Annotated in this window: 22 protein-coding genes and 1 riboswitch; of the genes, 9 read left to right on the top strand and 13 right to left on the bottom strand. The window is 71.0% G+C overall.

What is annotated here, in order from left to right; genetic code table 11:
* The first annotated feature begins 4 nt into the window (after positions 1–4).
* The 5 genes from DLJ49_RS08690 (at position 5) to DLJ49_RS08670 (ending at position 5,630) form a co-directional block, all read left to right on the top strand.
* Positions 5–994: an ABC transporter substrate-binding protein gene (locus DLJ49_RS08690; protein WP_115393142.1), complete on the top strand. Its 990-nt coding sequence runs from the start codon at positions 5–7 to the stop codon at positions 992–994.
* On the top strand, positions 984–1,787 hold the full coding sequence (locus DLJ49_RS08685) for an ABC transporter ATP-binding protein (RefSeq protein ID WP_115393141.1): 804 nt from the start codon (positions 984–986) through the stop codon (positions 1,785–1,787). The genes DLJ49_RS08690 and DLJ49_RS08685 overlap by 11 nt, the downstream gene beginning before the upstream one ends.
* Positions 1,784–3,379, top strand: a complete 1,596-nt coding sequence (locus tag DLJ49_RS08680) for an ABC transporter permease (protein WP_115393140.1) — start codon at positions 1,784–1,786, stop codon at positions 3,377–3,379. The genes DLJ49_RS08685 and DLJ49_RS08680 overlap by 4 nt, the downstream gene beginning before the upstream one ends.
* The gene (locus tag DLJ49_RS08675; RefSeq protein ID WP_115393139.1) at positions 3,376–4,425 is read left to right on the top strand and encodes a glycosyltransferase family 4 protein; all 1,050 of its coding nucleotides are present in this window, start codon (positions 3,376–3,378) and stop codon (positions 4,423–4,425) included. The genes DLJ49_RS08680 and DLJ49_RS08675 overlap by 4 nt, the downstream gene beginning before the upstream one ends.
* A gap of 194 nt (positions 4,426–4,619) precedes the next feature.
* Positions 4,620–5,630: a ribose-phosphate pyrophosphokinase gene (locus tag DLJ49_RS08670; protein ID WP_115393138.1), complete on the top strand. Its 1,011-nt coding sequence runs from the start codon at positions 4,620–4,622 to the stop codon at positions 5,628–5,630.
* Between the two features lie 19 nt (positions 5,631–5,649).
* Here the strand turns inward: DLJ49_RS08670 and DLJ49_RS08665 are convergent, their stop codons facing one another.
* The 7 genes from DLJ49_RS08665 to DLJ49_RS08635 form a co-directional block, all read right to left on the bottom strand.
* Positions 5,650–5,997: an H-type lectin domain-containing protein gene (locus DLJ49_RS08665; RefSeq protein WP_115393137.1), complete on the bottom strand. Its 348-nt coding sequence runs from the start codon at positions 5,995–5,997 to the stop codon at positions 5,650–5,652.
* Positions 5,998–6,180: 183 nt separating this feature from the next.
* Positions 6,181–6,579, bottom strand: a complete 399-nt coding sequence (gene atpC / locus DLJ49_RS08660; RefSeq protein ID WP_115393136.1) for an ATP synthase F1 subunit epsilon — start codon at positions 6,577–6,579, stop codon at positions 6,181–6,183.
* A gap of 89 nt (positions 6,580–6,668) precedes the next feature.
* Positions 6,669–8,093, bottom strand: coding sequence for a F0F1 ATP synthase subunit beta (gene atpD, locus DLJ49_RS08655; RefSeq protein WP_115393135.1), 1,425 nt, complete (start codon positions 8,091–8,093; stop codon positions 6,669–6,671).
* Between the two features lie 88 nt (positions 8,094–8,181).
* On the bottom strand, positions 8,182–9,066 hold the full coding sequence (locus DLJ49_RS08650; protein WP_115393134.1) for a F0F1 ATP synthase subunit gamma: 885 nt from the start codon (positions 9,064–9,066) through the stop codon (positions 8,182–8,184).
* A 31-nt stretch (positions 9,067–9,097) separates the two neighbouring features.
* A complete protein-coding gene (gene atpA, locus DLJ49_RS08645; RefSeq protein WP_115393133.1) occupies positions 9,098–10,636 on the bottom strand; it encodes a F0F1 ATP synthase subunit alpha in 1,539 nt (512 codons plus the stop codon).
* Positions 10,636–11,202 (bottom strand): F0F1 ATP synthase subunit delta, encoded by a 567-nt coding sequence (locus DLJ49_RS08640; protein ID WP_115393132.1) that lies wholly within the window; start codon positions 11,200–11,202, stop codon positions 10,636–10,638. The genes atpA and DLJ49_RS08640 overlap by 1 nt, the downstream gene beginning before the upstream one ends.
* Positions 11,203–11,511: 309 nt before the next feature.
* A complete protein-coding gene (locus DLJ49_RS08635; protein WP_115393131.1) occupies positions 11,512–12,279 on the bottom strand; it encodes a methyltransferase domain-containing protein in 768 nt (255 codons plus the stop codon).
* A gap of 156 nt (positions 12,280–12,435) precedes the next feature.
* Here DLJ49_RS08635 and gloB point away from each other — a divergent pair, with 156 nt between their 5' ends.
* From gloB to DLJ49_RS08620, 3 genes are all read left to right on the top strand, one after another.
* Complete coding sequence (gene gloB / locus DLJ49_RS08630; RefSeq protein ID WP_115393130.1) at positions 12,436–13,221, top strand: hydroxyacylglutathione hydrolase; 786 nt, start codon at positions 12,436–12,438, stop codon at positions 13,219–13,221.
* A gap of 259 nt (positions 13,222–13,480) precedes the next feature.
* Positions 13,481–15,814: an ATP-dependent Clp protease ATP-binding subunit ClpA gene (gene clpA, locus DLJ49_RS08625; RefSeq protein WP_115393129.1), complete on the top strand. Its 2,334-nt coding sequence runs from the start codon at positions 13,481–13,483 to the stop codon at positions 15,812–15,814.
* Positions 15,811–16,815 (top strand): M23 family metallopeptidase, encoded by a 1,005-nt coding sequence (locus tag DLJ49_RS08620; RefSeq protein WP_115393128.1) that lies wholly within the window; start codon positions 15,811–15,813, stop codon positions 16,813–16,815. The genes clpA and DLJ49_RS08620 overlap by 4 nt, the downstream gene beginning before the upstream one ends.
* A 10-nt stretch (positions 16,816–16,825) precedes the next feature.
* Here DLJ49_RS08620 and DLJ49_RS08615 read toward each other — a convergent pair whose 3' ends face one another.
* Complete coding sequence (locus DLJ49_RS08615; protein WP_115393185.1) at positions 16,826–17,275, bottom strand: nucleoside deaminase; 450 nt, start codon at positions 17,273–17,275, stop codon at positions 16,826–16,828.
* A 64-nt stretch (positions 17,276–17,339) separates the two neighbouring features.
* Here DLJ49_RS08615 and DLJ49_RS08610 point away from each other — a divergent pair, with 64 nt between their 5' ends.
* Positions 17,340–18,203 (top strand): pseudouridine synthase, encoded by an 864-nt coding sequence (locus tag DLJ49_RS08610; RefSeq protein WP_115393186.1) that lies wholly within the window; start codon positions 17,340–17,342, stop codon positions 18,201–18,203.
* Between the two features lie 231 nt (positions 18,204–18,434).
* On the opposite strand, the gene metK is transcribed toward DLJ49_RS08610, so the two are convergent.
* The 5 genes from metK to DLJ49_RS08585 all read right to left on the bottom strand — a co-directional run bounded on the left by metK (position 18,435) and on the right by DLJ49_RS08585 (position 23,808).
* Positions 18,435–19,604 carry a methionine adenosyltransferase gene (metK, locus tag DLJ49_RS08605; protein WP_115393127.1) on the bottom strand — a complete coding sequence of 390 codons (1,170 nt, stop codon included), beginning with the start codon at positions 19,602–19,604 and terminating at the stop codon, positions 18,435–18,437.
* Positions 19,605–19,611: 7 nt separating this feature from the next.
* Positions 19,612–19,660: riboswitch (SAM-SAH riboswitch) on the bottom strand.
* 11 nt (positions 19,661–19,671) lie between these two features.
* A complete protein-coding gene (gene lnt / locus DLJ49_RS08600; RefSeq protein ID WP_115393126.1) occupies positions 19,672–21,204 on the bottom strand; it encodes an apolipoprotein N-acyltransferase in 1,533 nt (510 codons plus the stop codon).
* Positions 21,205–21,339: 135 nt separating this feature from the next.
* Positions 21,340–22,245 (bottom strand): transporter associated domain-containing protein, encoded by a 906-nt coding sequence (locus DLJ49_RS08595; RefSeq protein ID WP_115393125.1) that lies wholly within the window; start codon positions 22,243–22,245, stop codon positions 21,340–21,342.
* A 26-nt stretch (positions 22,246–22,271) separates the two neighbouring features.
* A complete protein-coding gene (gene ybeY / locus DLJ49_RS08590) occupies positions 22,272–22,826 on the bottom strand; it encodes an rRNA maturation RNase YbeY (protein ID WP_115393124.1) in 555 nt (184 codons plus the stop codon).
* Entirely contained in the window at positions 22,801–23,808 is a 1,008-nt protein-coding gene (locus tag DLJ49_RS08585; protein ID WP_233488872.1) for a PhoH family protein, read from the bottom strand. The genes ybeY and DLJ49_RS08585 overlap by 26 nt, the downstream gene beginning before the upstream one ends.
* Positions 23,809–24,265 lie beyond the last annotated feature (457 nt).

Below are 24,265 nucleotides of genomic sequence, written 5' to 3'. Positions count from 1 at the left end.
CAAGATGATCCGACGCCCGATGACCCGTCGGGGCGTGCTGGCGGCCGGCGGCGCGACGCTCGCCCTGCCCGCCCTGCCCCGCCTCGCCCGCGCCCAGTCGCCCGCGACGCTGCAGCTGTCATGGCTGCACTCGGTGCAGTTCGCCGGCTCCTACATCGCGCAGGAGCGCGGGCTGTGGGCCGACTCGGGCCTCGACGTCTCGCTCAGCCCCGGCGGCCCCAACGCGCCGGTCGAGCCGCCGGTGATCTCGGGCGACGCGCTCGTGGGCATCTCGGCGGCCGACTACACCGCCGCGGCCGTGGAACAGGGGGCGCCCTTCAAGATCCTCATGGTCGCCATGCAGAAGAACCCCTTCGTCATCGCCTCGCTGCCGGGCAACCCCGTCGACGTGCCCGCCGACCTGCAGGGCAAGCGGCTGGGCATGGCGCTGGCCAACCGCCCCGTGCTCGAGGCGCTGTGCACGCTCAATGATGTCGACATCGACGCGATCGAGATGGTGCCGACCCAGTATTCCGCCGCGCCGCTCCTCAACGGCGAGGTCGACTGCCTGCTCTGCTGGGAGACCGACCTGCCCGTGGCCATGGCCATCCAGGGCGTCGAGAGCCGCACCATGCTGATGGCCGATTTCGGCTACTCGGTGCATTCGCAGACCTACATCGCCAGCGAGGAGAGCATCGCCAACCGCCGCGACGAGCTGGTGGCGCTGCTGCGGGGCGAGGCGCAGGGGTGGGATGCCTACCGCGCGGATACCGAGGCCGCCGCCGCTCTGACGGTCGAGAAGTTCCCCGATCTCGGGCTCGACCTCGAGACGCAGGAGCTGCAGGCGGCCCGGCAGGTGCCGCTGATGTTCTCCGATCTGACGGATGCCAGCGGCTTCGGGTGGTGGACCGACGACACGGTGGCCGCCAATGTCGAGACACTGGCGCTGCTCGGCCGCACCGTTTCGCCCGACCTGTGGGACCGCTCGATCCTCGAAGAGGTCCATGCCGGCTAAGTCACAGGGCGCACCGCCGGAGATCCGGCTGGAGGGACTGGCCAAGACGTTTCCCGGCGGCGTGGAGGCGGTGCGCCCGCTCGACCTGACGCTGGCGGCCGGCGAGACGACCGCGCTCGTCGGCCCGTCCGGCTGTGGCAAGTCAACGCTCCTGCGGCTGGTGGCGGGGCTGGAACGCCCCAGCGCCGGCACCGTCTCGATCGGCGGCGAGAGTCCCGGGGAGGTGCGCCGCGCGGCGGGCCTCGCCGTCGCCTTCCAGGACCCCTCGCTGCTTCCCTGGCGCACGGTGCGGGGCAATGTCGGCCTCGCGCTGACGCTCGCCCGCCGCGACGCCGACCCCGCCGCCATCGACCGGCTGATCGGCCTCGTCGGGCTGCAGGGCTTCGAGGACACACGGCCCGGCGCGCTGTCGGGCGGGATGCGCCAACGCGCGGCCATCGCCCGCTGCCTGGTGACCGAGCCGCGCCTGCTGCTTCTCGACGAGCCCTTCGGCGCGGTCGACGAGCTGACCCGCCGCCAGCTGGCCGAGGACCTGCCCCGCATCTGGGAGGCACGGGGCACCACGACGCTGCTGGTGACGCATTCGGTGACCGAGGCGGTGACGCTGTCCGACCGCATCCTCGTCTTCTCGCCGCGCCCGGCCGAGGTGGTCGCCGACATCGCCGTGCCGCTGGAGCGTCCCCGCTCGGCCTCGGTCATCCACACCGACGCGGCGCGCGACATCGCCGACGCGGTGTCGGCCGCGCTCGCCGCAGGCGCGGCCGGCCGCGACCGGCCGCTCGCCGCGCAATGAGCCTCGCCGCCGCCGCCCCTGCCGGACTGGGCGAGGCGCCGTCGCGGGGGCAGACGGCGTTGGGGCTCGTCGCGATCCTTCTGCTTTGGGAGCTGGCCGCGCGGGCGCTCGCCGGGGCCTACCTGCTCGCCGGACCGGCCGAGGTGGCGGCCTATCTGGGGCAGAACGCGGGGTTGATGGGCCGGGCCTTGGCCGAGACGCTGAGAAACGCGGCGGCAGGCTTCGTGCTGGGCAACCTCGCGGCGGTGGCGCTGGCGGCGCTCGCCCTGATCGTGCCGCGCGCCGAGCGGGCCGTCGCGGCGCTGGCGCTCGTCGTCTTCTGCCTGCCGTTGGTGGCCACGGGGCCGATCCTGCGCGTCGTGTTCGGGCCCGGCGCCGGGCCGCAAGTCGCTCTGGCCGCGCTGGCCGTCTACTTCACCACGCTTGTCCCGCTGCTCGTGGGTCTGCGCGCGGCCCCCGCGACGTGGTTCGACCTCGTTGCCAGCTACGGGCGCGGGCGCGGCGCTGCGCTGGTGCATGTGCGCGCGATGGCCGCCCTGCCCTATCTCTTCGCCGGCCTGCAGATCGCCGCGCCGGCGGCCATCCTCGGCGCGATGGTGGGCGAGTTCACCGGGGCCGAGCGGGGGATGGGCGTGCTCGCCATCCAGGCCATGCGCGCGCTCGACGTCGAGGCGACATGGGCGCTGGCGACGCTGGCCGCCGCGACCTCGATCCTCGCCTACGCCGCGCTCGGCGCGCTGGGCCGGGCGCTGGCGCCAGAGGCGCCGCCCGCGTTGCTGGCGCCGCCGCCGGCCACGGAAGGCGCGAGGCGGCGCTGGAGCGACCGGGCGGTTCACGCGGTGGTGGTGACCGCGCTCGCGCTGGCGCTCTGGCAGGCGACGCCCTGGCTGCTCGGCCTCAACCCGTTCTTCGCCAAGGGGCCGGGTGACATATGGGCCTTCCTCGTCTCGGGGCCTGGCGCGGCCGAGCACCGCGCGACACTCGGCACGGCGCTCGGCGAAACCGCGCTCTATGCCGTGCCGGGCTACCTTGCCGGGCTCGCCCTCGGCGCGGGGCTGGCGATGGCGCTGGTGCTCGCGCCGGCGCTGGCCGCGGTGGCGATGCCGGTGGCGGTGGCCCTGCGCTCCGTTCCCATCGTCACCACCGCGCCGCTGCTGGTGCTGCTGCTGGGGCGGGGGGCGGTGGGCACGACCGTGATCGTGGCCGTGATGGTCTTCTTCCCCACCTTCGTGGCCTGCCTGCACGGGCTGCGGCAGGCGCCCGGTCAGGCGCTCGACGTGGCCGACAGCTTTGCCGCCGGGCGCCTCGCGCGGCTGGTCCACATGCAGGTGCCCGCCATGCTGCCCGCCTTCTTCGCCGCCGCCCGCATGGCCGTGCCCGCCGCCGTGCTGGCGGTGACGGTGGTGGAGTGGCTGGCGACCGGCCGTGGCCTCGGCGCGCTGATGGCGCTGTCGGCATCGCTGTCGGATTACGGCACGCTGTGGTCCTGCGTGGTGCTGGTCGCCGTCCTCTCGGCCCTGGGCTATGCCGCTGTTGGCGCGGCCGAGCGGCGGGTGCTGTCGGTCTACGCGGCCGAGCAACTCGCCCGATGAGGGCGCCGGCCGCCTTCGCCATCCCCGGCGACCTCTCCACCCGGACGGGGGGCTACATCTACGAGGGCCGGTTGCTCGAGGGGCTGCGCGCGCGCGGGCACGACATGACCTACCTGAAGCTGCCGGACAGCTTCCCCGATCCCACTCCGCAGGACATGGCCCAGGCGCTGGCGATGCTCGAGGCGGTGCCGCCCGAGCGCCCGCTGATCCTCGACGGGTTCGTCTTTGGCGCGGGCCAGGGGCTGGAGCGACTGCGTGCGCCCATCGTCGGCATGGTCCACCACCCGCTGGCGATGGAGGAGGGGCTGAGCGAGGCCCGTCGCGCGCACCTGCGCGCGACCGAGCGCGCGAACGTGGCCCGCGCCGCCCACATTCTCGTGCCGAGCCCGCATACGCGACAGGTGCTGGTGCAGCAGTACGGCGCCGACCCGGCGCGCGTCACCATCGCGCCGCCCGGCGTCGACCGGCCCACTCTGCCCCGCGCGCCGGAGGTGCCGCCGCTGATCCTGTCGGTCGGCATCCTGCACCCGCGCAAGGGCCACGACGTGCTGCTCGACGCGCTGGCGGCGCTGACCGATCTGGATTGGCGCGCGGTGATCGTGGGCAAGAGCTACGACGCGGCCCACGCCGCCGCTCTCGCGGCGCAGGTCGACCGGCTCGGCCTGGGCGGGCGGGTGACCCTCGCCGGCGAAGTCGAGCCCGCCGAGCTCGAGTCGCTCTATTCCCGCGCCGCGCTGTTCGCGCTCGCCACCCGCTACGAGGGCTACGGCATGGTCTTTGCCGAGGCGCTGGTGCGGGGTCTGCCGGTGGTCGCGACGCGCACCGGCGCGGTGCCCGACACGGTGCCGGCCGGCACCGGCCTGCTCGCGCCGCCGGGGCACGCGCCCGCCTTCGCCGCAGCGCTCCGGACGGTGCTGGCCGACGACGCGGAGCGCGCGCGGCTGACCGAGGCCGCGGCGCGCGACGGCGCCCGCCTGCCGACATGGGACGACACGGCCGAGATCGCCGGCGATGTGCTCGACCGCATCGCTGCAGGCGCGCGGTAGGGTCAGGCCGGTCGGGCCGCGCCCCTCGCCGCGAAACGGCCGGGGTGTCGCGACAGCGCCCGGCGCTGGTGTCAAGCAGGCCCCGGGCGCGGCAGGACCGGCACGCCGCGCCATCTTGACGGTTCCCATCCCCGGCGCGCTGGGCTACGCCCCGGGGCGTCACGTTCCTGTCATGCTGCCCCGGACACCGCCCGATGCCAACGCCCACCCAGCCCAAGCTGATCGCCGGAAACTCCAACCTCACGCTGGCCCACGGCATCGCCCGTCGCGTCTCGATGCATCGCGGCATGCAGGTCGGCCTCGTGGAAGCGCGGGTCGAGCGCTTCAACGACGCCGAGATCTTCGTCGAGGTGTTCGAGAACGTCCGCGGCGAGGACATGTTCGTCATCCAGTCGACGTCGAACCCCGCCAACGACAACCTGATGGAGCTGCTGATCATGGCCGACGCGCTGCGCCGCTCGTCGGCCGCGCGGATCACCGGCGTGATCCCCTATTTCGGCTACGCGCGGCAGGACCGGCGGACCAAGGCGCGCACGCCCATCTCGGCCAAGCTGGTCGCCAACATGATGGTCGCCGCGGGTATCGAGCGGGTGCTCACGATGGACCTGCACGCCGCCCAGATCCAGGGCTTCTTCGATATCCCCGTCGACAACCTCTACGCCTCGCCGATCTTCGCCCTCGACGTGCGCGCCGAGTTCAAGGGCCGGCTCGACGACATCGTGGTGGTCTCGCCAGACGTGGGCGGCGTCGCCCGCGCGCGCGAGCTGGCGCAGCGCATCGGCGCGCAGCTCGCCATCGTCGACAAGCGGCGCGAGAAGGCCGGCGAGGTGGCCGGCATGACCGTGATCGGCGACGTCGAGGGCAAGATATGCCTGATCGTCGACGATATCTGCGACACCGCCGGCACGCTGTGCAAGGCGGCCGAGGTGCTGCAGGAGCAGGGCGCGGTCGAGGTGCATGCCTACATCTCGCACGGCGTGCTCTCGGGCCCGGCGGTCGAGCGCATCACGAACTCGGTGATGAAGAGCCTCGTCATCACCGACTCGATCGAGCCGACAGAGGCGGTCAGGGCGGCGCCCAACATCCGCATCGTGCCGACCGCGCCGATCTTCGCTCAGGCGATCCTGAACATCTGGAACGGCACGTCGGTCTCGTCGCTGTTCGACCACGAGACCCTGGCGACGATCTACGAGGGCATGTACTGACCCTGCGCAGGGGTGCGCGTCAGAGTGCCCAGTCGTCGTCGTGCGGCAGGGGGCCGAGGGCCATCCATGCCACGCGCAGGCGGGCGATGCGCGTGTCGGCCCACACCTTGAACACGATGTCGGCGCTCTCGCCAGAGACATCCTCGGCGGTCAAATCGCCCCGGATGTTGGCCGAACTGTCGTAATCCCACATCTCGGGCGTGACGAAGACGGTTGGCGCCGCACGGAACGGGCGCAGGAAACGCACCGTGCGGCGCACGAGGCGGGGGCCGTCGCCCGTCCACATGGCGCCCCCCGTCTCGAAGTCGGAAAAGAGCATGAGGCTGCCCTTCGCGACGCCGAGGCCATTTCCGTCGATCCGCTCCATCACGCGCTCCCTGCCGCCGAAAGACGGCGGAATTGGGGCACGGCCGTGGAGACAGGCCAACAACGCGCTCCCTCAGCATTGATCGTGCACGATCGGGGCGACGGTTGCCGCGTGCGAGAGCGATTACGTCGGCACCGACGCACCGGCGGCCATCGACGGATCACCCCCCTGCGGGGAGGTGCGTTACACCATGTCCTCGATGAGTTGCACGAGATCGTCGACGAGGAGATGCGCGGCGTCGCGGTGCTCTTCCGGTGCCTCCTCCGCCTTGCGGCGGGCGGCCTCGAGATGGGCCTCGACCTCGGCCTTGTTGTCTGCGCTCGCGGTATAGGCGCGCTCTGCGAGCACCGCCGTGCCATCCTGCGTGATCTCGGCAAAGCCGCCGGTCACGGCGTAGCTCTTGACCGCCCCGTCGGCGGCGGTCACCACGACGAGGCCGGGGCGCAGCGTGGTGATCACCGGTGCGTGATCGGGCATCGCGGTCAGCTGGCCCTCGGCGCCGGGCAGGCGCACCTCGCGCGCGTCGTAGGAGTCGAGCCGCCGCTCGGGCGAGACCAGGTCGAAATGCATCGTGTCAGCCATCGTCAGCTCCCGATGAGCATGGCGCCGCCAACGGCCAGAGGCCCGGACTCATGGTCGAGGTTCCGGGCTCCCGGCCGAGGAGGGCGCGATCAGGCCGCCTCGGCGGCCATTTTCTCGGCCTTGGCGACCGCTTCGTCAATATCGCCCACCATGTAGAAGGCGCCCTCGGGCAGGTGGTCGAACTCGCCCGCGACCACGGCCTTGAACGAGGCGATGGTCTTTTCCAGCGGCACCTGCACGCCGGGCGAGCCGGTGAACACCTCGGCCACGTCGAAGGGCTGGCTGAGGAAGCGCTGGATCTTGCGAGCCCGGGCCACGGTCAGCTTGTCCTCTTCCGACAGCTCGTCCATCCCGAGAATGGCGATGATGTCCTGCAGGGCCTTGTAGCGCTGCAGGATCCCCTGCACGTCGCGCGCCACCTGGTAGTGCTCCTCGCCGACGACGGCGGGATCGAGGATGCGGCTGGTGGAATCGAGCGGGTCGACCGCGGGGTAGATCCCGAGCTCCGAGATCGCGCGGGACAGCACCGTCGTCGCGTCGAGGTGGGCGAAGGAGGTGGCCGGCGCGGGGTCGGTCAGGTCGTCGGCGGGCACGTAGATGGCCTGGACCGAGGTGATCGAGCCGGCATTGGTCGAGGTGATCCGCTCCTGCATCTGGCCCATGTCGGTGGCCAGCGTCGGCTGGTAGCCCACCGCCGAGGGGATGCGGCCGAGCAGCGCCGACACCTCGGAGCCCGCCTGCGTGAAGCGGAAGATGTTGTCGACGAAGAACAGGACGTCGGTGCCGGAGACGTCGCGGAACTGCTCGGCCATGGTCAGGCCCGACAGCGCCACGCGCATCCGCGCCCCCGGCGGCTCGTTCATCTGGCCGTAGACGAGCGCCACCTTCGACTTCGTCAAATCCTCGGCGTCGATCACGCCCGACTCGATGAACTCGTAGTAGAGGTCGTTGCCCTCGCGGGTGCGCTCGCCCACACCGGCGAACACGGAATAGCCCGAGTGCACCTTGGCAATGTTGTTGATCAGCTCCTGGATGAGCACCGTCTTGCCCACGCCGGCGCCGCCGAACAGGCCGATCTTGCCGCCCTTGGAATAGGGCGCGAGCAGGTCGATCACCTTGATGCCCGTGACGAGGATCTCCGACGTGGTGGCCTGCTGCGCGAAGGTCGGCGCCTCGGCGTGGATCGGCCGCGTCTCGTTGGCGCTGATCTCGCCCTTCTCGTCGATCGGCTCACCGACGACGTTCATGATCCGGCCGAGCGTCGCATCGCCCACGGGCACGGTGATCGGCCCGCCGGTGTTGCGCACATCCTGGCCGCGCACGAGGCCCTCGGTCGCATCCATGGCGATCGCGCGCACCGTGTTCTCCCCGAGGTGCTGGGCGACCTCGAGCACGAGCCGCTTGCCGTTGTTGTCGGTCTCGAGAGCGTTGAGGATGTCGGGGAGCTCGCCGTCGAAGCGCACGTCGACGACGGCGCCGATGACCTGCGTGATCTTGCCCTTGTTCTCAGCCATTCATTCGTCTCCGGTTCCCTTTGGGCGCCGCCGCCCGAATTCTTGTCATGCGTCCGTCGGGCGCATCCGCCCGGCCGACCGTATCGCCCTAGAGCGCCTCTGCGCCCGAGATGATCTCGATGAGCTCGGTCGTGATCGCCGCCTGGCGCGTGCGGTTGTATTCGAGTGTCAGGTCGTCGATCATCTCGCCGGCATTGCGGGTGGCGTTGTCCATGGCCGACATCCGCGCGCCCTGCTCGGACGCGGCGTTCTCCAGCAGCGCGGTGAAGATCTGAGTGGCCACCGAGCGTGGCAGCAGGTCGGCCAGCACCGCCTCTTCCGACGGCTCGTAATCGGTCAGCGTGCGCGCGCCCTCGCCTTCGCCCTCGGACTCGTCGAACTGGGCGGGAATGACCTGCTGTGCCGTCGGCTCCTGCGCGATCACCGACTTGAAGCGCGCGTAGAAGATCGTGGCGACGTCGAATTCGCCCTCGTCGAAGCGACCGAGAATGCCCTGCGCGATGCCGAGCGCGTCGTCGTAACCCAGCCGCTTGACGCCGGAGAGGTCGACATGGTCGTCGCCGAGCGTGTCGGGCTGGAAGCGCTTGAGCTGGTCGCGCCCCTTGCGCCCGACGGTCATGATGTGGACGCTCTTGCCCTCGCCCTTGAGCCGTTCGGCGTGCTGTCGCGCGAGCTTGACGATCGAGGTGTTGAAGCCGCCGCAGAGGCCGCGCTCGGCGGTCATGACGACCAGCAGGTGGCGCTGGTCGCTGCCGGTGCCGGCAAGCAGCTTCGGCGCGCTTTCGCTGCCCTGCACCGCGCGGGCGAGGCCGCCGACGACCGTCTCCATCCGCTCGGCATAGGGGCGCGCGGCCTCCGCCGCCTCCTGCGCCCGGCGCAGCTTGGCGGCGGCGACCATCTGCATCGCCTTGGTGATCTTCCGGGTCGACTTGACCGAGTTGATCCGGTTCTTGAGGTCCTTAAGGCTGGGCATGACGCTCCCTTATCCAGAGATCGGCCCGCCCTCAGGCGAAGCTCTTGGCGAATTCCTCGATCACGCCCTTCAGGCGGTCGGCGGCGTCGCCCTTGATCTTCGGATCCTCGTTGGTGATCCACTCGAGCACGTCGGAATGCTTGGTGCGCAGGTGGCGCAGCAGCCCCTCCTCGAAGCGGCTGACATCGCTCACGTCGACCTTGTCGAGAAAGCCCTGCGTGCCGGCGAAGATCACTGCCACGATCTCGGCGTTGGTGAGCGGCGAATACTGCGGCTGCTTGAGCAGCTCGGTCAGGCGCGCGCCGCGGTTGAGCAGGCGCTGGGTGGCCGCGTCGAGATCCGAGCCGAACTGCGCAAAGGCCGCCATCTCGCGATACTGCGCCAGCTCCAGCTTCATCGACCCGGCGACCGACTTCATCGCGCCGGTCTGCGCGGCCGAGCCCACGCGGCTCACCGAGAGGCCGGTATTCACCGCCGGGCGGATGCCCTGGTAGAACAGGTCGGTCTCGAGGAAGATCTGCCCATCGGTGATCGAGATCACGTTGGTCGGGATGAAGGCCGAGATGTCGCCGGCCTGCGTCTCGACGATGGGCAGGGCGGTCATCGAGCCGGCGCCCATGTCGTCGTTCATCTTCGCCGCGCGCTCGAGCAGGCGGGAGTGGAGATAGAACACGTCGCCGGGGAACGCCTCGCGGCCCGGCGGGCGGCGCAGCAGCAGCGACATCTGGCGATAGGCCACGGCCTGCTTCGACAGGTCGTCGTAGACGATCAGCGCGTGGCGGCCGTTGTCGCGGAAATACTCGGCCATGGCGCAGGCAGCGTAGGGCGCGAGATACTGCATCGGCGCCGGGTCGGAGGCGGTGGCGGCGACGACCGTGGTGTAGTCGATCGCGCCCGTCTCCTCGAGCTTCTTCACCAGCTGCGCGACGGTCGACCGCTTCTGGCCGACGGCGACGTAGATGCAGTAGAGCTTCTTGCTCTCGTCGTCGCCGGCGGCGTCGTTGTAGCTCTTCTGGTTGAGGATCGTGTCGAGCGCCACGGCGGTCTTGCCGGTCTGGCGGTCGCCGATGATGAGCTCGCGCTGGCCGCGGCCGATCGGGATCATGGCGTCGATGGCCTTCAGCCCCGTCGCCATGGGCTCGTGCACCGACTTGCGCGGGATGATGCCCGGCGCCTTGACGTCGGCCACGCGGCGCTCGGCCGACTTGATCTCGCCCTTGCCGTCGAGCGGCATGCCGAGCGCGTCGACCACCCGGCCCAGCAGGCCGTCGCCCACCGGCACGTCGACGATCGACTGGGTGCGCTTGACCGTGTCGCCCTCGCCGATGTCCCGGTCGGAGCCGAAGATCACGATGCCGACGTTGTCTTCCTCGAGGTTCAGCGCCATGCCGCGGATACCGCCGGGAAACTCGACCATCTCGCCGGCCTGCACGTTGTCGAGGCCGTGCACGCGGGCGATACCGTCGCCGACCGACAGCACGGTGCCGACTTCGGCGACCTCGGCCTCTTCGCCGAAGCCCTTGATCTGGTCCTTGAGGATCGCGGAGATTTCCGCAGCTTGCAGAGCCATTACCCGACCTCTTTCATGGCGTTCTGGAGGTTGGCGAGCCGCGTGCGGATCGACGTGTCGATCATCTTCGAGCCCACCTTCACGATCAGGCCGCCGATCAGTTCCTCGTCGACGGACGTGTTCAGCTTGATGTTGCGCCCGAAGCGCACGCGGAGCAGGTCCGCGATCTTGGTCTTCTGTTCGTCGGAGAGCGCGACGGCCGAGGTGACCTGCGCCTCGACCTCGCCCTTCTCTGCCGCAATCATGGCGTGCAGCCCCGACACGAATTGCGGCAGGGTGAAAAGCCGCCGCTTCTCAGCCATGAGACCCAGAGTATTGGCGGTCATCTTGGACAGGCCCATGGCGCCGGCGAGCGCCCCCACCATCGACACCATCTCGTCACGGCTGACGCGGGGCGAGGCGATCACGGCGCGCAACTCGTCGGAGGCATCGAGAGCCCCCGCAAGCGCGTCGGCATCGGCCTCCAGCGCCTCGAGGTCGCCGCCCTCCTTGCAGATGTCGAACAGGGCCTGGGCGTAACGCCCGGCAATGCTGGCTGAGATCGAAGCCGTCTCTGACACGTCCACCCCTTCGTCCTGTCGGCCCGCTCCGCCCCCGGCGGGCCAGGGGCGGACGGCACGCAAGGTCTCGCCCCCCTCGAAAGGGGCGCCCCCTTGGATTGGGAAGGCGTCTAGCAGAGCCATGTGGGCGCTGCAACTGCGTAGGCTGGCTCTTTCGCGGGTGCGGCGAGACGCGGCGGAAGCCCATTTTTAAAAGCAGGTTCAAAGGGTTGAAGCCAGTGCCAGCGTCGGGGCGTCGGCACAGGCCGCCCCGTTAGCGCAATCGAGCCGCCTGCGCCGCGGCACCGTCCGGCGGCCGGCCGCGGCGCGGCGCGGTCATCCCGGGTGCACGCGGGCGGGCTTGGGCGCGGGCGCGGTCACGCCGTCGAGGATTCTCAGAGGCGAGCGCACCTCGTCCTTCACCGAGGCGCCGCCGGGCCGCCGCCCCTCCTTGCATGCCTCGACGAGAAAGACCCCGCCGGCGAGCGAGTTCGACACGCGCCGCCCGGCCTTTTCCACCCAGCCCGCGCTCCTGAGCCAGAAGCGGCTTTCGGAGGGCGGCGAGAACAGGGCCGCCATGTGCCGCTCGGGCACGAAGGCGTGCCGCTTGAGCTGGGCCTCGAGCTGGCCGAGCGAATAGGGGCGGCCGAATCCGAAGGGCGTCGCGTCGCGCCGCGCCCACAGGCCCGAGCGGTTGGGCACCACGAACAGCGCCCGCCCCCCGGGGCCGAGAACGCGCGAGGCCTCCTCGAGCAGGGCGTGCGGGTTCTCGCAGGTCTCCAGCCCGTGCAGCACGATCAGCTTGTCGACGAAGCCGGTGTCGACGGGCCAGAGCGTCTCCTCGCAGAGGACAGAGACGTTCGGCGCGCCCGCAGGCCACGGCATCACCCCCTGCTGGGCGGGCATGAGGGCGATCACCCGCCGCGCCGTCTGCAGGTAGGGCCGCAGAAGCGGGACCGCGAAGCCGAAGCCGACCACGTTCTGCCCGCGCACCTCGCCCGGCGTCCAGAACGCCTCGACCCGGTCGCGCACGGCGCGCTGCGCGACCCGCCCGATCCGGGTCCGGTAATAGAAGTCTCTGAGGTCGAGCACGTCGAGATGCATTGCGCCGCGCCTTCGCTTCGGGCCACCCTCGGTGAACATATGCCGTCGACGGCGTTGACGGAACGCCCCCAGCGGAACGGACCGGATCAGGTGCATGAGGGGCACGCCGCGCTGTCTGCCGACCGAGTGGCGCCCTACGGACGAGGAGGAGACAAGATGACCGAAGCGCCTGCCAACCGTGCCCCCGAGATCGTGACCATCCCCTGCCGGACCGACAATTACGCCTTTCTCGTCCTCGACCCCGAGGGCACGGGCGCGGCCCTGGTCGACGCACCCGAGGCGAACCCCATCGCCGCCGAGCTGGAGCGCCGCGGCCGGAGGCTGACCGACATTCTCATCACCCACCACCACGGCGACCATGTCGCAGGCGTGGAGGCGCTGCGCGCGGATGGCGTCCGGGTGATCGGGGCACGCCGCGACGCCCACCGGCTGCCCGCCCTCGACGAGGCCGTGGAGCCGGGCGACACCTTCACGCTCTTCGGGCACGCGGTGCACGTCATGGAGGCGTCGGGCCACACCATGGGCCACGTTGCCTACCACCTGCCCAACGCGCACGCGGTGTTCACCGGCGACAGCCTGATGGCGATGGGCTGCGGGCGTCTCTTCGAGGGCGACGCGGAGACCATGTGGCACACGCTCTGCGGCCTCGCGGCCCTGCCCCCGGAGACGATCGTCTGCTCGGGGCACGAGTATACCGAGGCCAACTGCCGCTTCGCCGAGACCGTGGATGCCGGCAACCCCGCGCTCGAGGCGCGCATCCACGCGGTGAAGGCGCGGCGCGCGGCCGGGCAGCCCACCGTGCCCTCGCAGCTCGCCGAGGAACTCGCCGCAAACCCCTTCCTGCGCGCGCGCGAGCCCGACATGAAGGAAAAGCTCGGCATGGCCGGGGCGGAAGACGCCGAGGTCTTCGCCGAGATCCGCCGCCGAAAGGACGCGTTTTGACGGCCGCCGCCGGGGCGCTCCCGCGGGCGGCGGACTTGCGCGCGCGAGCGGGCGCTCCCATCTGTGCTCTCCGCCCGTCGACGCGGTGCACGAGCGGATCACAATTTGAGCATGCGCCGAAGGATACGGCGGATCGCGCAAGAAAAGACTTGAAGCCGCCGCTCGCCCAACCAAACTTTAATCTCATGAGGCCACGGTCGTTGCGGTCTCGCGCGCCCCGCGCGCCCCGTCGCGGCCCGACAGGAAAGGAACAGGTCACGTGCCGTCGTTCTCCAACACCCTAGAGCAAGCAATCCATGCCGCGCTGGGCCTGGCCAACGCGCGCCGCCACGAGCTCGCGACGCTGGAGCACCTGTTGCTGGCGCTGATCGACGAGCCCGACGCGGCCAAGGTCATGCAGGCCTGTGACGTCGATCTCGACGAGCTGCGAAAGACGCTAGAGGCCTTCATCGAAGACGATCTGTCGACGCTGGTGACCGAGGTCGAAGGGTCGGAGGCGGTGCCCACCGCCGCCTTCCAGCGCGTGATCCAGCGCGCGGCGATCCACGTCCAGTCGTCCGGCCGCACGGAGGTGACCGGCGCGAACGTGCTCGTCGCGATCTTCGCCGAGCGCGAGTCGAATGCCGCGTACTTCCTGCAGGAGCAGGACATGACGCGCTACGACGCGGTCAACTTCATCGCCCACGGCGTCGCCAAGAACCCCTCGTTCGGAGAGAGCCGCCCGGTCACCGGTGCGGGCGACATGGACGAAGACACCAGCGCCGAGGATGCCGCCGAGAGCGGCTCCGACAACAAGGAGAGCGCGCTCGCCAAGTACTGCGTCGATCTCAACGCCAAGGCCAAGAAAGGCGATGTCGACCCGCTGATCGGCCGCGAGAACGAGGTCGAGCGCTGCATCCAGGTGCTCTGCCGCCGCCGCAAGAACAACCCGCTTCTGGTGGGCGACCCCGGCGTGGGCAAGACCGCCATCGCCGAGGGCCTGGCGCGCAAGATCGTCGCCGGCGAGACGCCCGAGGTGCTTCAGGGCGCCACGATCTACTCGCTCGACATGGGCGCGCTGCTTGCCGGCACCCGCTATCGCGGCGATTTCGAGGAGCGGCTCAAGGCCGTCGTCTCGGAACTCGAGAACCACGCCGACGCGATCCTCTTCATCGACGAGATCCACACGGTGATCGGCGCCGGCGCCACGTCGGGCGGCGCGATGGATGCCTCGAACCTGCTCAAGCCGGCGCTGCAGGGCGGCAAGCTGCGCTGCATGGGCAGCACGACCTACAAGGAGTTTCGCCAGCACTTCGAGAAGGATCGGGCACTCAGCCGCCGCTTCCAGAAGATCGACGTCAACGAACCCTCGGTCGACGATGCGGTGAAGATCCTCAAGGGGCTGAAGCCCTATTTCGAGACCCACCACGAGATCAAGTACACGTCGGACGCGATCAAGACCGCGGTGGAGCTGTCGGCCCGCTACATCAACGACCGCAAGCTGCCCGACAAGGCGATCGACGTGATCGACGAGGCGGGAGCGGCCCAGCATCTTGTCGCCGAAAGCAAGCGGCGTAAGACGATCGGCCCGAAGGAGATCGAGGCGGTCGTCGCCAAGATCGCGCGCATCCCGCCGAAGAACGTGAGCAAGGACGACGCGATCGTGCTGAAGGAGCTGGAGCCGACGCTCAAGCGCGTGGTGTTCGGGCAGGATCCGGCCATCGAGGCGCTGTGCTCGGCCATCAAGCTGGCGCGCGCCGGCCTGCGCGAGCCGGAAAAGCCCATCGGCAACTACCTGTTCGCAGGGCCCACCGGCGTCGGCAAGACCGAGGTCGCCAAGCAGCTCGCCTCGTCGCTCGGCGTCGAGATGCTGCGCTTCGACATGTCGGAATACATGGAGAAGCACGCCGTGAGCCGCCTCATCGGCGCGCCGCCGGGCTATGTCGGCTTCGACCAGGGCGGACTTCTGACCGACGGCGTCGACCAGCACCCGCATTGCGTGCTCCTGCTCGACGAGATCGAGAAGGCGCACCCGGACGTGTTCAACATCCTGCTGCAGGTGATGGACCACGGCAAGCTGACCGACCATAACGGCCGGCAGGTCGACTTCCGCAACGTGGTGCTGATCATGACGTCGAATGCCGGCGCGCAGGAGCAGGCCAAGTCGGCCGTCGGCTTCGGCCGCGAGCGGCGCGAGGGCGAGGATACCGCCGCCATCGAGCGCACGTTCACGCCCGAGTTCCGCAACCGGCTCGACGCGATCATCAGCTTCCAGCCGCTGCCCAAGGAGACGATCCTGCAGGTGGTCGAGAAGTTCGTGCTCCAGCTCGAGGCGCAGCTGATGGACCGGAACGTGTCGATCGAGCTGACCAAGCCGGCCGCCGAATGGCTCGCCGAGAAGGGCTACGACGACAAGATGGGCGCCCGTCCGCTAGGTCGCGTGATCCAGGAACACATCAAGAAGCCTCTGGCCGAGGAACTGCTGTTCGGCAAGCTCGCCAAGGGGGGCGTCGTGCGCGTCTCGATGGAGGACGGCGCGCTGAAGCTCGACATTCAGGAGCCGGGCAACCCCCAGCTCTCGTCGAAGAAGCCGCCGCTCCTCACCGCCGAATGAGACCGGCCCACATCGGATCAGGGCGCCTTCGGGCGCCCTTTTTCGTTACTGTCGCGGCTCTGTCTGCGGGCGTCGCCGCCACGGCGGCGGCGCAGCAGCAGCCCCGGTTCGCGCTGCCCGTCGAGTGCACTCTGGGGCGCGACTGCTACATCCAGCAATACGTCGACCGCGACCCCGGGCCGGGCGTGCGCGACTTCGCCTGCGGCGCACTCGCCAACGATGGCCACAAGGGCACCGACATCGCCCTGCCCACCGAAGCGGCGATGCGCGCGGGCGTCGCCGTGACCGCTGCCGCGCCCGGCACCGTGCTACGCGTGCGTGACGGGATGGCCGACATCCGCCAGGGCACCGAGGGCGCCCCCGACGTGACCGGGCGGGATTGCGGCAACGGCCTTGTCATCAGCCACGGCGGCGGCTGGGAGACACAGTATTGCCACCTCCGGCAGGGCTCCGTCGCCGTCCGCCCGGGCGACCAGGTCGGCGCCGGCACCGTGGTCGGCCTGGTGGGCATGTCCGGGCTCGCGAGCTTTCCGCACCTTCATCTCTCGGTTCGCCACAAGGGCCGCGTGGTCGACCCGTTCCGCCCCGCCGCCGACGCATCCTGCGGCGGGGCGGAGCAGCCGCTCTGGGCTGATCCGATCGCCTACGATCCGGGCGGCGTGATCGACGCCGGCCTCGCCGAGTCCGTGCCGGAATACGACGCGGTCAAGGCCGGCCTGCCGGAAGACGGGCTCGGACCGGGCGCCCCCGCGATCGTGGCCTGGGCCTTCCTCGCCAACGGGCAGGCGGGCGACGTGGTCACCTTCGAGATCGCCGGCCCCGCCGGCCCCTTCGCACGCCACGAGGTGACGATCGAGCGCGCCCAGCCCTTCCTGTTCCGCGCGTTCGGCCGCCGCGCCCCCGAGGGGGGTCTGCCCGAGGGCAACTGGACGGCACGCGCCACGGTGATCCGCGATGGCGCCCCGCTCGACACGGCTGAGGTGCGTGCCGTGATTCCCTGAGCGCCTTCGCTCAACGCCGGGCGGCGAAGAACGTCTTGAGCAGCCGTTCCGCCTCGGCCTCGCCCACGCCGTCGATCACTTCCGGAGAGTGATGGGCCTGCGGATGGGTGAAGACGCGCGCCCCATGCGCCACCCCGCCTGACTTGGGATCGGCCGCGCCATAGATCAGCCGGGCGATCCGTGCCGCCGCGATGGCGCCCGCGCACATCGCGCAGGGCTCCAGGGTGACGTAGAGCGCGTGGCCCGGCAGCCGCTCGGATCGCAGCGCGGCGCAGGCGGCGCGAAGCGCCAGCATCTCGGCATGGGCCGAGGGGTCGGCCAGTTCGCGCGTGCGGTTGCCGGCGCGGGCCACCACCGCGCCGCCGGGCGAGACCACGACGGCGCCCACCGGCACCTCGCCCCGCGCCGCTGCCGCCCGCGCCTCGCCCAGCGCCGCCGCCATGTGCCCCGCAAACCGCATGGCCCCGGCCATGGCGCGGCCCGCGCCGCTTGGCAAGCCTGCGCCGCCCCGGTATGGGCGCCCCATGTCGGACATCCCCCAGAAGGGCGAGCGCATCGCCAAGGTCATCGCCCGGTCGGGCCGCGCCTCGCGCCGCGAGGCCGAGCGGCTGATCGGCGAGGGCCGCGTCGCGGTCAATGGCCAGCGCATCGACAGCCCCGCGCTCGACATCGCCCCCGAGGATCGCGTCACCGTCGACGGCCAGCCGCTCGCCGCACCCGAGCCGCCGCGGCTCTGGCTCTACCACAAGCCGCCCGGCCTCGTGACCACGGCGAGGGACGAGAAGGGCCGCCGCACCGTGTTCGACGCGCTGCCCGAGGGGATGCCGCGGGTCCTGTCGGTCGGCCGGCTCGACCTCACTTCCGAGGGGCTGCTGCTGCTCACCAACGACGGCGCGCTCAAGCGGCGGATGGAGCTGCCGTCGACCGGCTGGCTGCGCCGCTACCGCGTGCGGGTTCACGGCACGCCCACCGACGAGCGGCTCGCGCCCCTGCGCGAGGGGCTGGTGCTCGACGGAGAGCGGTTCCAGCCGATGCAGGTGAGCCTCGACCGCCAGCAGGGGGCCAACGCCTGGCTGACGGTGGCGCTGCGCGAGGGCAGGAACCGCGAGATCCGCCGCGCGCTCGAGGCGGCTGGCATGCCCGTCTCGCGCCTGATCCGCGTCAGCTACGGGCCGTTCCAGCTGGGCAAGCTCGCCCCCGGCGCGGTCGAAGAGGTGCGCGCCCGTGTGCTGCGCGACCAGCTCGGCCTCGACGAGCACTTTCGCCCCCGCGCGACGGAAAAGGCGCAATCGGCCGGACCCTCCCGGCCGACCGACAAGGCCCGCCCGCCACGCAAGCCGTCCGACAGGCCGGCGCCCCGCCGCCGCAAGCCCCCGGCGAGGGGCTGAGCCGCCAGACCCGGCACGATACGCCGGGGCAGCCGGCGCCCACGATCCGCCCGGGCGGCCCCCATGTCGCACCACCCTGCCCGCTTGTCGGGCCGCGTCGCACGGAGCGCCGCAGCCGCGCGCGCCCCCGCGCGCGGCCGGGCCCAACGGAGCGAGGGCGCGCAGCCGCCCGAGCGGAGGCGGGAGCGCCCCCGGCCCGGTCGCGCAGGGCGTCGGGCCGGGGGAGCCCCCTCAGCGGATGGCGGCCTTGAGCGCCTCTGTCAGATCGGTCTTTTCCCACGAGAACGCGCCGTCTTCCTCCGGCGCCCGGCCGAAATGGCCGTAGGCCGAGGTTTTCTGGTAGATCGGCCGGTTCAGCGCGAGGTGCAGGCGGATGCCGCGGGGCGTCAGGTCCATCGCCTCCGCCACGGCACGCTCGATGGCTGTATCGTCCACCTCGCCCGTTCCGTGCGTGTCGATGTAGATCGACAGCGGCCTGGCCACGCCGATCGCGTAGGAGATCTGCAGCGTGCACTTCTTCGCCAGGCCCGCCGCGACGACGTTCTTGGCCAGGTAGCGCGCCGCGTAGGCGGCCGAACGGTCGACCTTGGTCGGGTCCTTGCCCGAGAACGCCCCGCCCCCGTGCGGCGCCGCGCCGCCATAGGTGTCGACGATGATCTTGCGGCCCGTCAGACCGGCATCCGAATCCGGGCCGCCGATCACGAACGAGCCGGTCGGGTTCACCCACCATTCCGTCTTGTCGGTGATCCATTCGCCCGGCACCGCGGCGCGGATATAGGGCTCGACGATGGCGCGCACGTCGTCGGAGGTCAGGCCCGGGTCGAGGTGCTGGGTCGACAGCACGATCTGAGTCAGCTCGACCGGCATGCCGTCCTCGTAGCGCACCGAGAGCTGCGACTTGGAGTCGGGGCCGAGCTTTGGCTCCTTCCCCGCCTTGCGCGCCTCGGCCATCAGACGCAGGATCTTGTGGGCGTACTGGATCGGCGCCGGCATCAGCTCGGGCGTCTCGTCGGTCGCGTAACCGAACATGATGCCCTGGTCGCCCGCGCCCTCGCGGTCGACGCCCTGGGCGATGTTGGCCGACTGCTCGTGCAGGAAGTTCAGCACGTGGCAGGTGTTCCAGTGGAACTTGTCCTGCTCGTAGCCGATGTCGCGGATGCAGTCGCGCGCGAGCTGGGGGATGCGGCCCATGTAATCCTTCAGGCGATCCTGGTCGGACAGGCCCACCTCGCCGCCGATCACCACGAGGCCGGAGGTCGCGAAGGTCTCGCAGCCGACGCGGGCGTGCTCCTCCTCGGCGAGGAACGCGTCGAGGACGGCGTCGGAGATGCGGTCGCAGACCTTGTCGGGGTGGCCCTCCGAGACGGACTCGGAGGTGAGGATATAGTCTTTGCGGGCCATTGGGGGGTGCTCCATTGAGGTTACGCCGCCACGCCAGGAAGCCGTTGTGACGGACCGGCGATAGCGCCTACCCCTGCCCGCGGCCCCGCGCAAGCGCCTTGCGCAGCGAAAGCCCCGCGGCGATGCAGGCGAGCACGGTCAGCGCCGCCAGAACGGGCAGGCTGCCGAGGCGGGCAAAGGGCGTGGGCGGCAGGGCGCGCGGCAGCGCGACGTCGAGGTGCCCCGCCCGCCCGAGCGGGATCGCGGCCAGCACACGGCCATGCGCGTCGATCGCCGCCGAGACGCCGGTATTGGCCGCCCGCAGCACCGGCAGGCCGAACTCGACCGCGCGCAGCCGCGCCTGCCCCAGGTGCTGGTAGGGCCCCGAAAGCTGGCCGAACCATGCGTCGTTGGTGGCGTGAAGCAGCCATGCGGGCCGCTCGGGCAGGGCACGGATCTCGCGCGAAAAGATCGCCTCGTAGCAGATGAGCGGCATGGCGCGGCCCGCCGGTCCGAGATCCATCAGCCGCGCCCCCTGTCCGGGTCGGTAGCTGCCGGTGAGGTTGGCGGCGAGGCCGAAGATGCCCCAGCGCTCGAACACGTCGCCCAGCGGCATGTACTCGCCGAAGGGCACGAGGTGGTGCTTGTCGTAGACATCGACGGCCGCGCCGCCCGGGGCGAGGGCGACGAGCGAGTTGCGCCAATGCCCTCCCTCGTCCTGCCGCTGGATGCCGGCCGCGATCCACGCCGCGCCGGCCGCCTCGTCCATCCGGGCGAAGCCGGGCGCGGCGCTTTCGAGCAGGTAGGGCACCGACGTCTCGGGCCAGAGCACGAGATCGGGCGCGGGGCCCTCGGCGGGCGCGGCGGTGAGGTCGAGCGACCGCTCCCAGAACACGCCGATCATGTCGGGGCGCCACTTGAGATGCTGCGGCGCGTTGGGCTGGATCAGCCGCACGGTCACGGCGGGTTCGGCCGGGGGGAGAGGCGCGTCGGGCATGCGCCACGCGGCATAGGCGCCGGGCAGCGCCGCGAGCGCGGCCCCTGCGATGGCGCCGAGCAGCAGCCGGCGCGTGCCCATGAGGGTGGGCAGGGCGGCGGCCGCCAGCGTCAGCAGCGTCAGCGCGTCGGCTCCACCGAGGGCGGCGAGTTGCATCTGCGGCGTGCCGATCCAGATGTGGCCGATCAGCGCCCAGGGGAAGCCGGTGAACACGACCGAGCGCAGCATCTCGGCCCCCGTGAGCGCCACGACGAGCCAGAGCGCGCGCCCGGCCCGCCCCCGGCCCAGCGCCTGCGCGAGCCCGAAGGCCGCGGCCCAGAAGAGCGCCAGCCCCCCCGCCATGGCGACGAGCGCGAAGGGCGCCAGCCAGCCATGGCGCAGGGGGTCGACGAAGAAGGGCTCGACGATCCAGAACAGGGCGACGGCGAAATGCCCGGTGCCGAAGGCCCAGCCCCGCCACGCCGCGAGCCGCCAGCCGAGCGGGAGGGTGAACAGGCCGATGGCCAGCGCGCAAGCGCCGAGCGCCAGCCACGACCAAGACACCGGAACCTGCCCCAGCGCCGCCACGGCACCGAGCAGGAAGGCGAGGCCGAGGCCACGCCACCGCGCACCGACGAGGCGCAAGACGGGCGCAGGGTCGATCCGCGCCGCGCGCCGGCCGCCCGTGTCTGATCCTGTCGCGCTCACGGCACGAGGCAATCGCGTGGGCAGCCTGCGAGGGCAAGCCCCGATCGGGTCGCCCTCACGCCGCGGCGCGCATCACTCGGCCGCCTGCCGCGGCTGGCCCGTGGCGGACGCGCCCGGCATCCGCACCCGCAGCCGCTTGATGCGACGAGGATCGGCGTCGATCACCTCGATCTGCGCGCCCGAAGGGTGGGCGATCACCTCGCCCCGCGCGGGCACCCGGCCGGCCATCATGAACACGAGGCCGCCGAGGGTGTCGACCTCCTCTTCCTCCTCGGGCTCGACCAGCTTGAAGCCGACGGCCTCCTGGAACTCGGCGATGGGCGTGCGCGCGGCGGCGGCGTAGCAACCGGGCTTTTCCTCGGCCCACAGAACCTCGTCGTCGGTGTCGTGCTCGTCCTCGATCTCGCCGATGACCTGTTCGATCAGGTCCTCGATCGTCACGAGGCCGTCGACGCCGCCGTATTCGTCGATCACCAGCGCCATGTGGCTGCGATCGGTCTGCATCTTCTGCAGCAGCACGCCGATGGGCATCGAGGGCGGCGCGTAGAGCAGCGGCCGCAGCAGCGAGCGCAGGTCGAACTCGCGGTCGCGGTCGCCGTTGAACCCGTGGTTGAGCGCGAGATCCTTGAGGTGGATCAGCCCCAGCGGCGCGTCGAGCGTGCCGTCGTAGACCGGCAGGCGCGTGTTGCCGCTCTCGCGGAACACCTCGACGATGCCGTGCAGGTCGATGTCGACCGGCACCGCGGTGATCTCGACCCGCGGAATCGCCACATCCTCGACCCGCATGCGGCGGAGGTTGCCGAGGCCCGGTAGCGGCAGGCCGCCGTCCGTGTGGGTGATGTCGCTGTCCCCATGCACCTCGTCGGCACCGCCGAACAGGGTGGAGAGCCTGGCGAACAATCCGCCGCTCTGCTGGGGGTCTTCGGTGTCGTGCGCGCCATGCGCGGCGCTAGACGAATCGTCGGCCTTGTCGCCCATCTTTCCTTTTCCGGTTGCGGGCACCGTCACCCGGCCCCACTCTCACCCTCGCCGCGCGACGGCCCCTCCGAATATGGGTCGGGCTGCCCGAGCGTCGCGAGTATCTCGACCTCGAGCCCCTCCATCAAGGCGGCATCCTCATCGCAGATGTGATCGTAGCCCACGAGATGCAAGATTGCATGAACGATCAGGTGAAGGACATGCTCACCGAGCGGCTTGCCGCCTGCCTCGGCCTCGGCCGCGCAGGTCTCCCATGCCAGCGCGATGTCGCCGAGGAAAAGCTCGCCGGTCGCATCGGGCGCGGGACGCGGCGGCGCCTGCCCCGGCGCGGGCGGCGCGAGCGGCTGCGCGGGCCATGACAGCACGTTCGTCGGCGCGGGCTTGCCGCGGAAATCGGCGTTGAGCCGGGCCACCGCCGCGTCGGACGTGGCGAGCAGCGAGATCTCGGCCGGCCCCTCCATTCCCAGCCGCGCCAGCACCGCCTCTGCCGCCTCGTCCGCCAGCCGCTCGAGGTCGAGCGACTCCCAGCCCACGGCCTCGACGACGACGTCGACCTCAGCCGCCTTCGGCGTCGCGGTCATAGGCATGGATGATCTTAGCGACGAGGGGGTGGCGCACCACGTCCTTGCCCGTGAAGTAGGAAAAGCTGATGCCGTCGATCCCCGCAAGCAGCCGCTCGGCCTCTGCCAGGCCCGAGGCGATGCCGCGCGGCAGGTCGACCTGGGTGCGGTCGCCGGTGATGGCCATGCGCGAGCCCTCGCCCAGGCGGGTGAGGAACATCTTCATCTGCATGGCGGTGGCGTTCTGCGCCTCGTCGAGCACGACGGCGGCGTTGGCCAGGGTCCGGCCGCGCATGAAGGCGAGCGGCGCGATCTCGATCGTCTTTTCCTCCATCAGCTTCTGCAACTGCCGGCCGGGGAGGAAATCGTGCAGCGCGTCGTAGAGGGGCTGCATGTAGGGGTCGACCTTCTCCTTCATGTCGCCGGGCAGGAAGCCGAGGCGCTCGCCGGCCTCGACCGCGGGGCGCGCGAGGATGATCCTGTCGACCCGCCCGGCGATGAAGTGGTTCACCGCCACGGCCACCGCGAGGTAGGTCTTGCCGGTGCCCGCCGGGCCGATGCCGAAGGCGAGTTCGTGGCCGAACAGCGCGGCGACATACGCCTTCTGAGCGTCGGTGCGGGGCTCGACGATCTTCTTCCGCGTCTTGATCTCGACGTTGCCGCCCTGGAACATCTCGAGCTGGTCGGGCGCGTCTTCCGGCTCGGCCTCGCCCAGCCGGAGCGCCGTGTCGACGTCGGCGGGCTCTACCGGGCGGCCCGCCTCGAGCCGCTCGTAGAGGGTCTGCAGAATCGCGGCGCCCCGGTCCCGCGCATCTGCCTCGCCGACCAGCGACAGGTGGTTGCCCCGACGCAGGATCTGCACGCCGAGGCCGTGCTCGATCTGCGCGAGATTGCGGTCGAACTCTCCGCAGAGGTCGACGAGCAGCCGGTTGTCGGGAAATTCGAGCGAGGTCTCGACGATCTCGCCGTCGGGCGGGGGCGTGGTCAGGGCGTCGATTCCCAAAAGGGCGTCTCCGATCCGCGTGGGGCCGCTCGTCGCGCGCCCGTGGTCCGATGCTGCAACGGACAAGAGTGGGGTGGCAAGCGCGCGGGTCCAGTTTTCACGGCTTCGACACAAAAATCGGCGTGGCCGCCCCCGCCACGCGGAGGCACGCGGGCCGCGGCATCGGCAACGGCACGAATTGCCCACATTTCGAGCCGAATCGCCAGGCACGCGCCACGCGACACACGGGGCCGCGCGATCCCGACTGGTTCCGCTGACGATGGCAGGTCCGGGGCAGGCGGGGGCACCGATCCGGGGAATTGGCCGGGCAATTGGAAACGATCGCCGGCCCTTGCCGCGATTGTTCCGGTCAAAGGGGAGGATTCGACGCATTCGCTTCACACCTCGGGCAAGGGCGGTAATGTGCGCCCGTGGGCTTCACGACCCGATCGGCCAAGGGGGCGGCGGGGCGAGCGTG

The sequence above is a fragment of the Rhodovulum sp. 12E13 genome, assembly GCF_003340565.1.
In the GTDB taxonomy this organism is placed as follows: domain Bacteria; phylum Pseudomonadota; class Alphaproteobacteria; order Rhodobacterales; family Rhodobacteraceae; genus HLUCCA09.
This window is presented reverse-complemented; position numbering and strand designations above follow the sequence as displayed.

Bases quoted from the DNA above. Each gene is read 5' to 3' on its own strand.
- DLJ49_RS08690 (WP_115393142.1), top strand. From the start codon at position 5: ATGATCCGACGCCCGATGACCCGTCGGGGCGTGCTGGCGGCCGGCGGC.
- DLJ49_RS08685 (WP_115393141.1), top strand. From the start codon at position 984: ATGCCGGCTAAGTCACAGGGCGCACCGCCGGAGATCCGGCTGGAGGGA.
- DLJ49_RS08680 (WP_115393140.1), top strand. From the start codon at position 1,784: ATGAGCCTCGCCGCCGCCGCCCCTGCCGGACTGGGCGAGGCGCCGTCG.
- DLJ49_RS08675 (WP_115393139.1), top strand. From the start codon at position 3,376: ATGAGGGCGCCGGCCGCCTTCGCCATCCCCGGCGACCTCTCCACCCGG.
- DLJ49_RS08670 (WP_115393138.1), top strand. From the start codon at position 4,620: ATGCCAACGCCCACCCAGCCCAAGCTGATCGCCGGAAACTCCAACCTC.
- DLJ49_RS08665 (WP_115393137.1), bottom strand. From the start codon at position 5,997: ATGGAGCGGATCGACGGAAATGGCCTCGGCGTCGCGAAGGGCAGCCTC.
- atpC (WP_115393136.1), bottom strand. From the start codon at position 6,579: ATGGCTGACACGATGCATTTCGACCTGGTCTCGCCCGAGCGGCGGCTC.
- atpD (WP_115393135.1), bottom strand. From the start codon at position 8,093: ATGGCTGAGAACAAGGGCAAGATCACGCAGGTCATCGGCGCCGTCGTC.
- DLJ49_RS08650 (WP_115393134.1), bottom strand. From the start codon at position 9,066: ATGCCCAGCCTTAAGGACCTCAAGAACCGGATCAACTCGGTCAAGTCG.
- atpA (WP_115393133.1), bottom strand. From the start codon at position 10,636: ATGGCTCTGCAAGCTGCGGAAATCTCCGCGATCCTCAAGGACCAGATC.
- DLJ49_RS08635 (WP_115393131.1), bottom strand. From the start codon at position 12,279: ATGCATCTCGACGTGCTCGACCTCAGAGACTTCTATTACCGGACCCGG.
- gloB (WP_115393130.1), top strand. From the start codon at position 12,436: ATGACCGAAGCGCCTGCCAACCGTGCCCCCGAGATCGTGACCATCCCC.
- DLJ49_RS08620 (WP_115393128.1), top strand. From the start codon at position 15,811: ATGAGACCGGCCCACATCGGATCAGGGCGCCTTCGGGCGCCCTTTTTC.
- DLJ49_RS08615 (WP_115393185.1), bottom strand. From the start codon at position 17,275: ATGCGGTTTGCGGGGCACATGGCGGCGGCGCTGGGCGAGGCGCGGGCG.
- DLJ49_RS08610 (WP_115393186.1), top strand. From the start codon at position 17,340: ATGTCGGACATCCCCCAGAAGGGCGAGCGCATCGCCAAGGTCATCGCC.
- metK (WP_115393127.1), bottom strand. From the start codon at position 19,604: ATGGCCCGCAAAGACTATATCCTCACCTCCGAGTCCGTCTCGGAGGGC.
- DLJ49_RS08595 (WP_115393125.1), bottom strand. From the start codon at position 22,245: ATGGGCGACAAGGCCGACGATTCGTCTAGCGCCGCGCATGGCGCGCAC.
- ybeY (WP_115393124.1), bottom strand. From the start codon at position 22,826: ATGACCGCGACGCCGAAGGCGGCTGAGGTCGACGTCGTCGTCGAGGCC.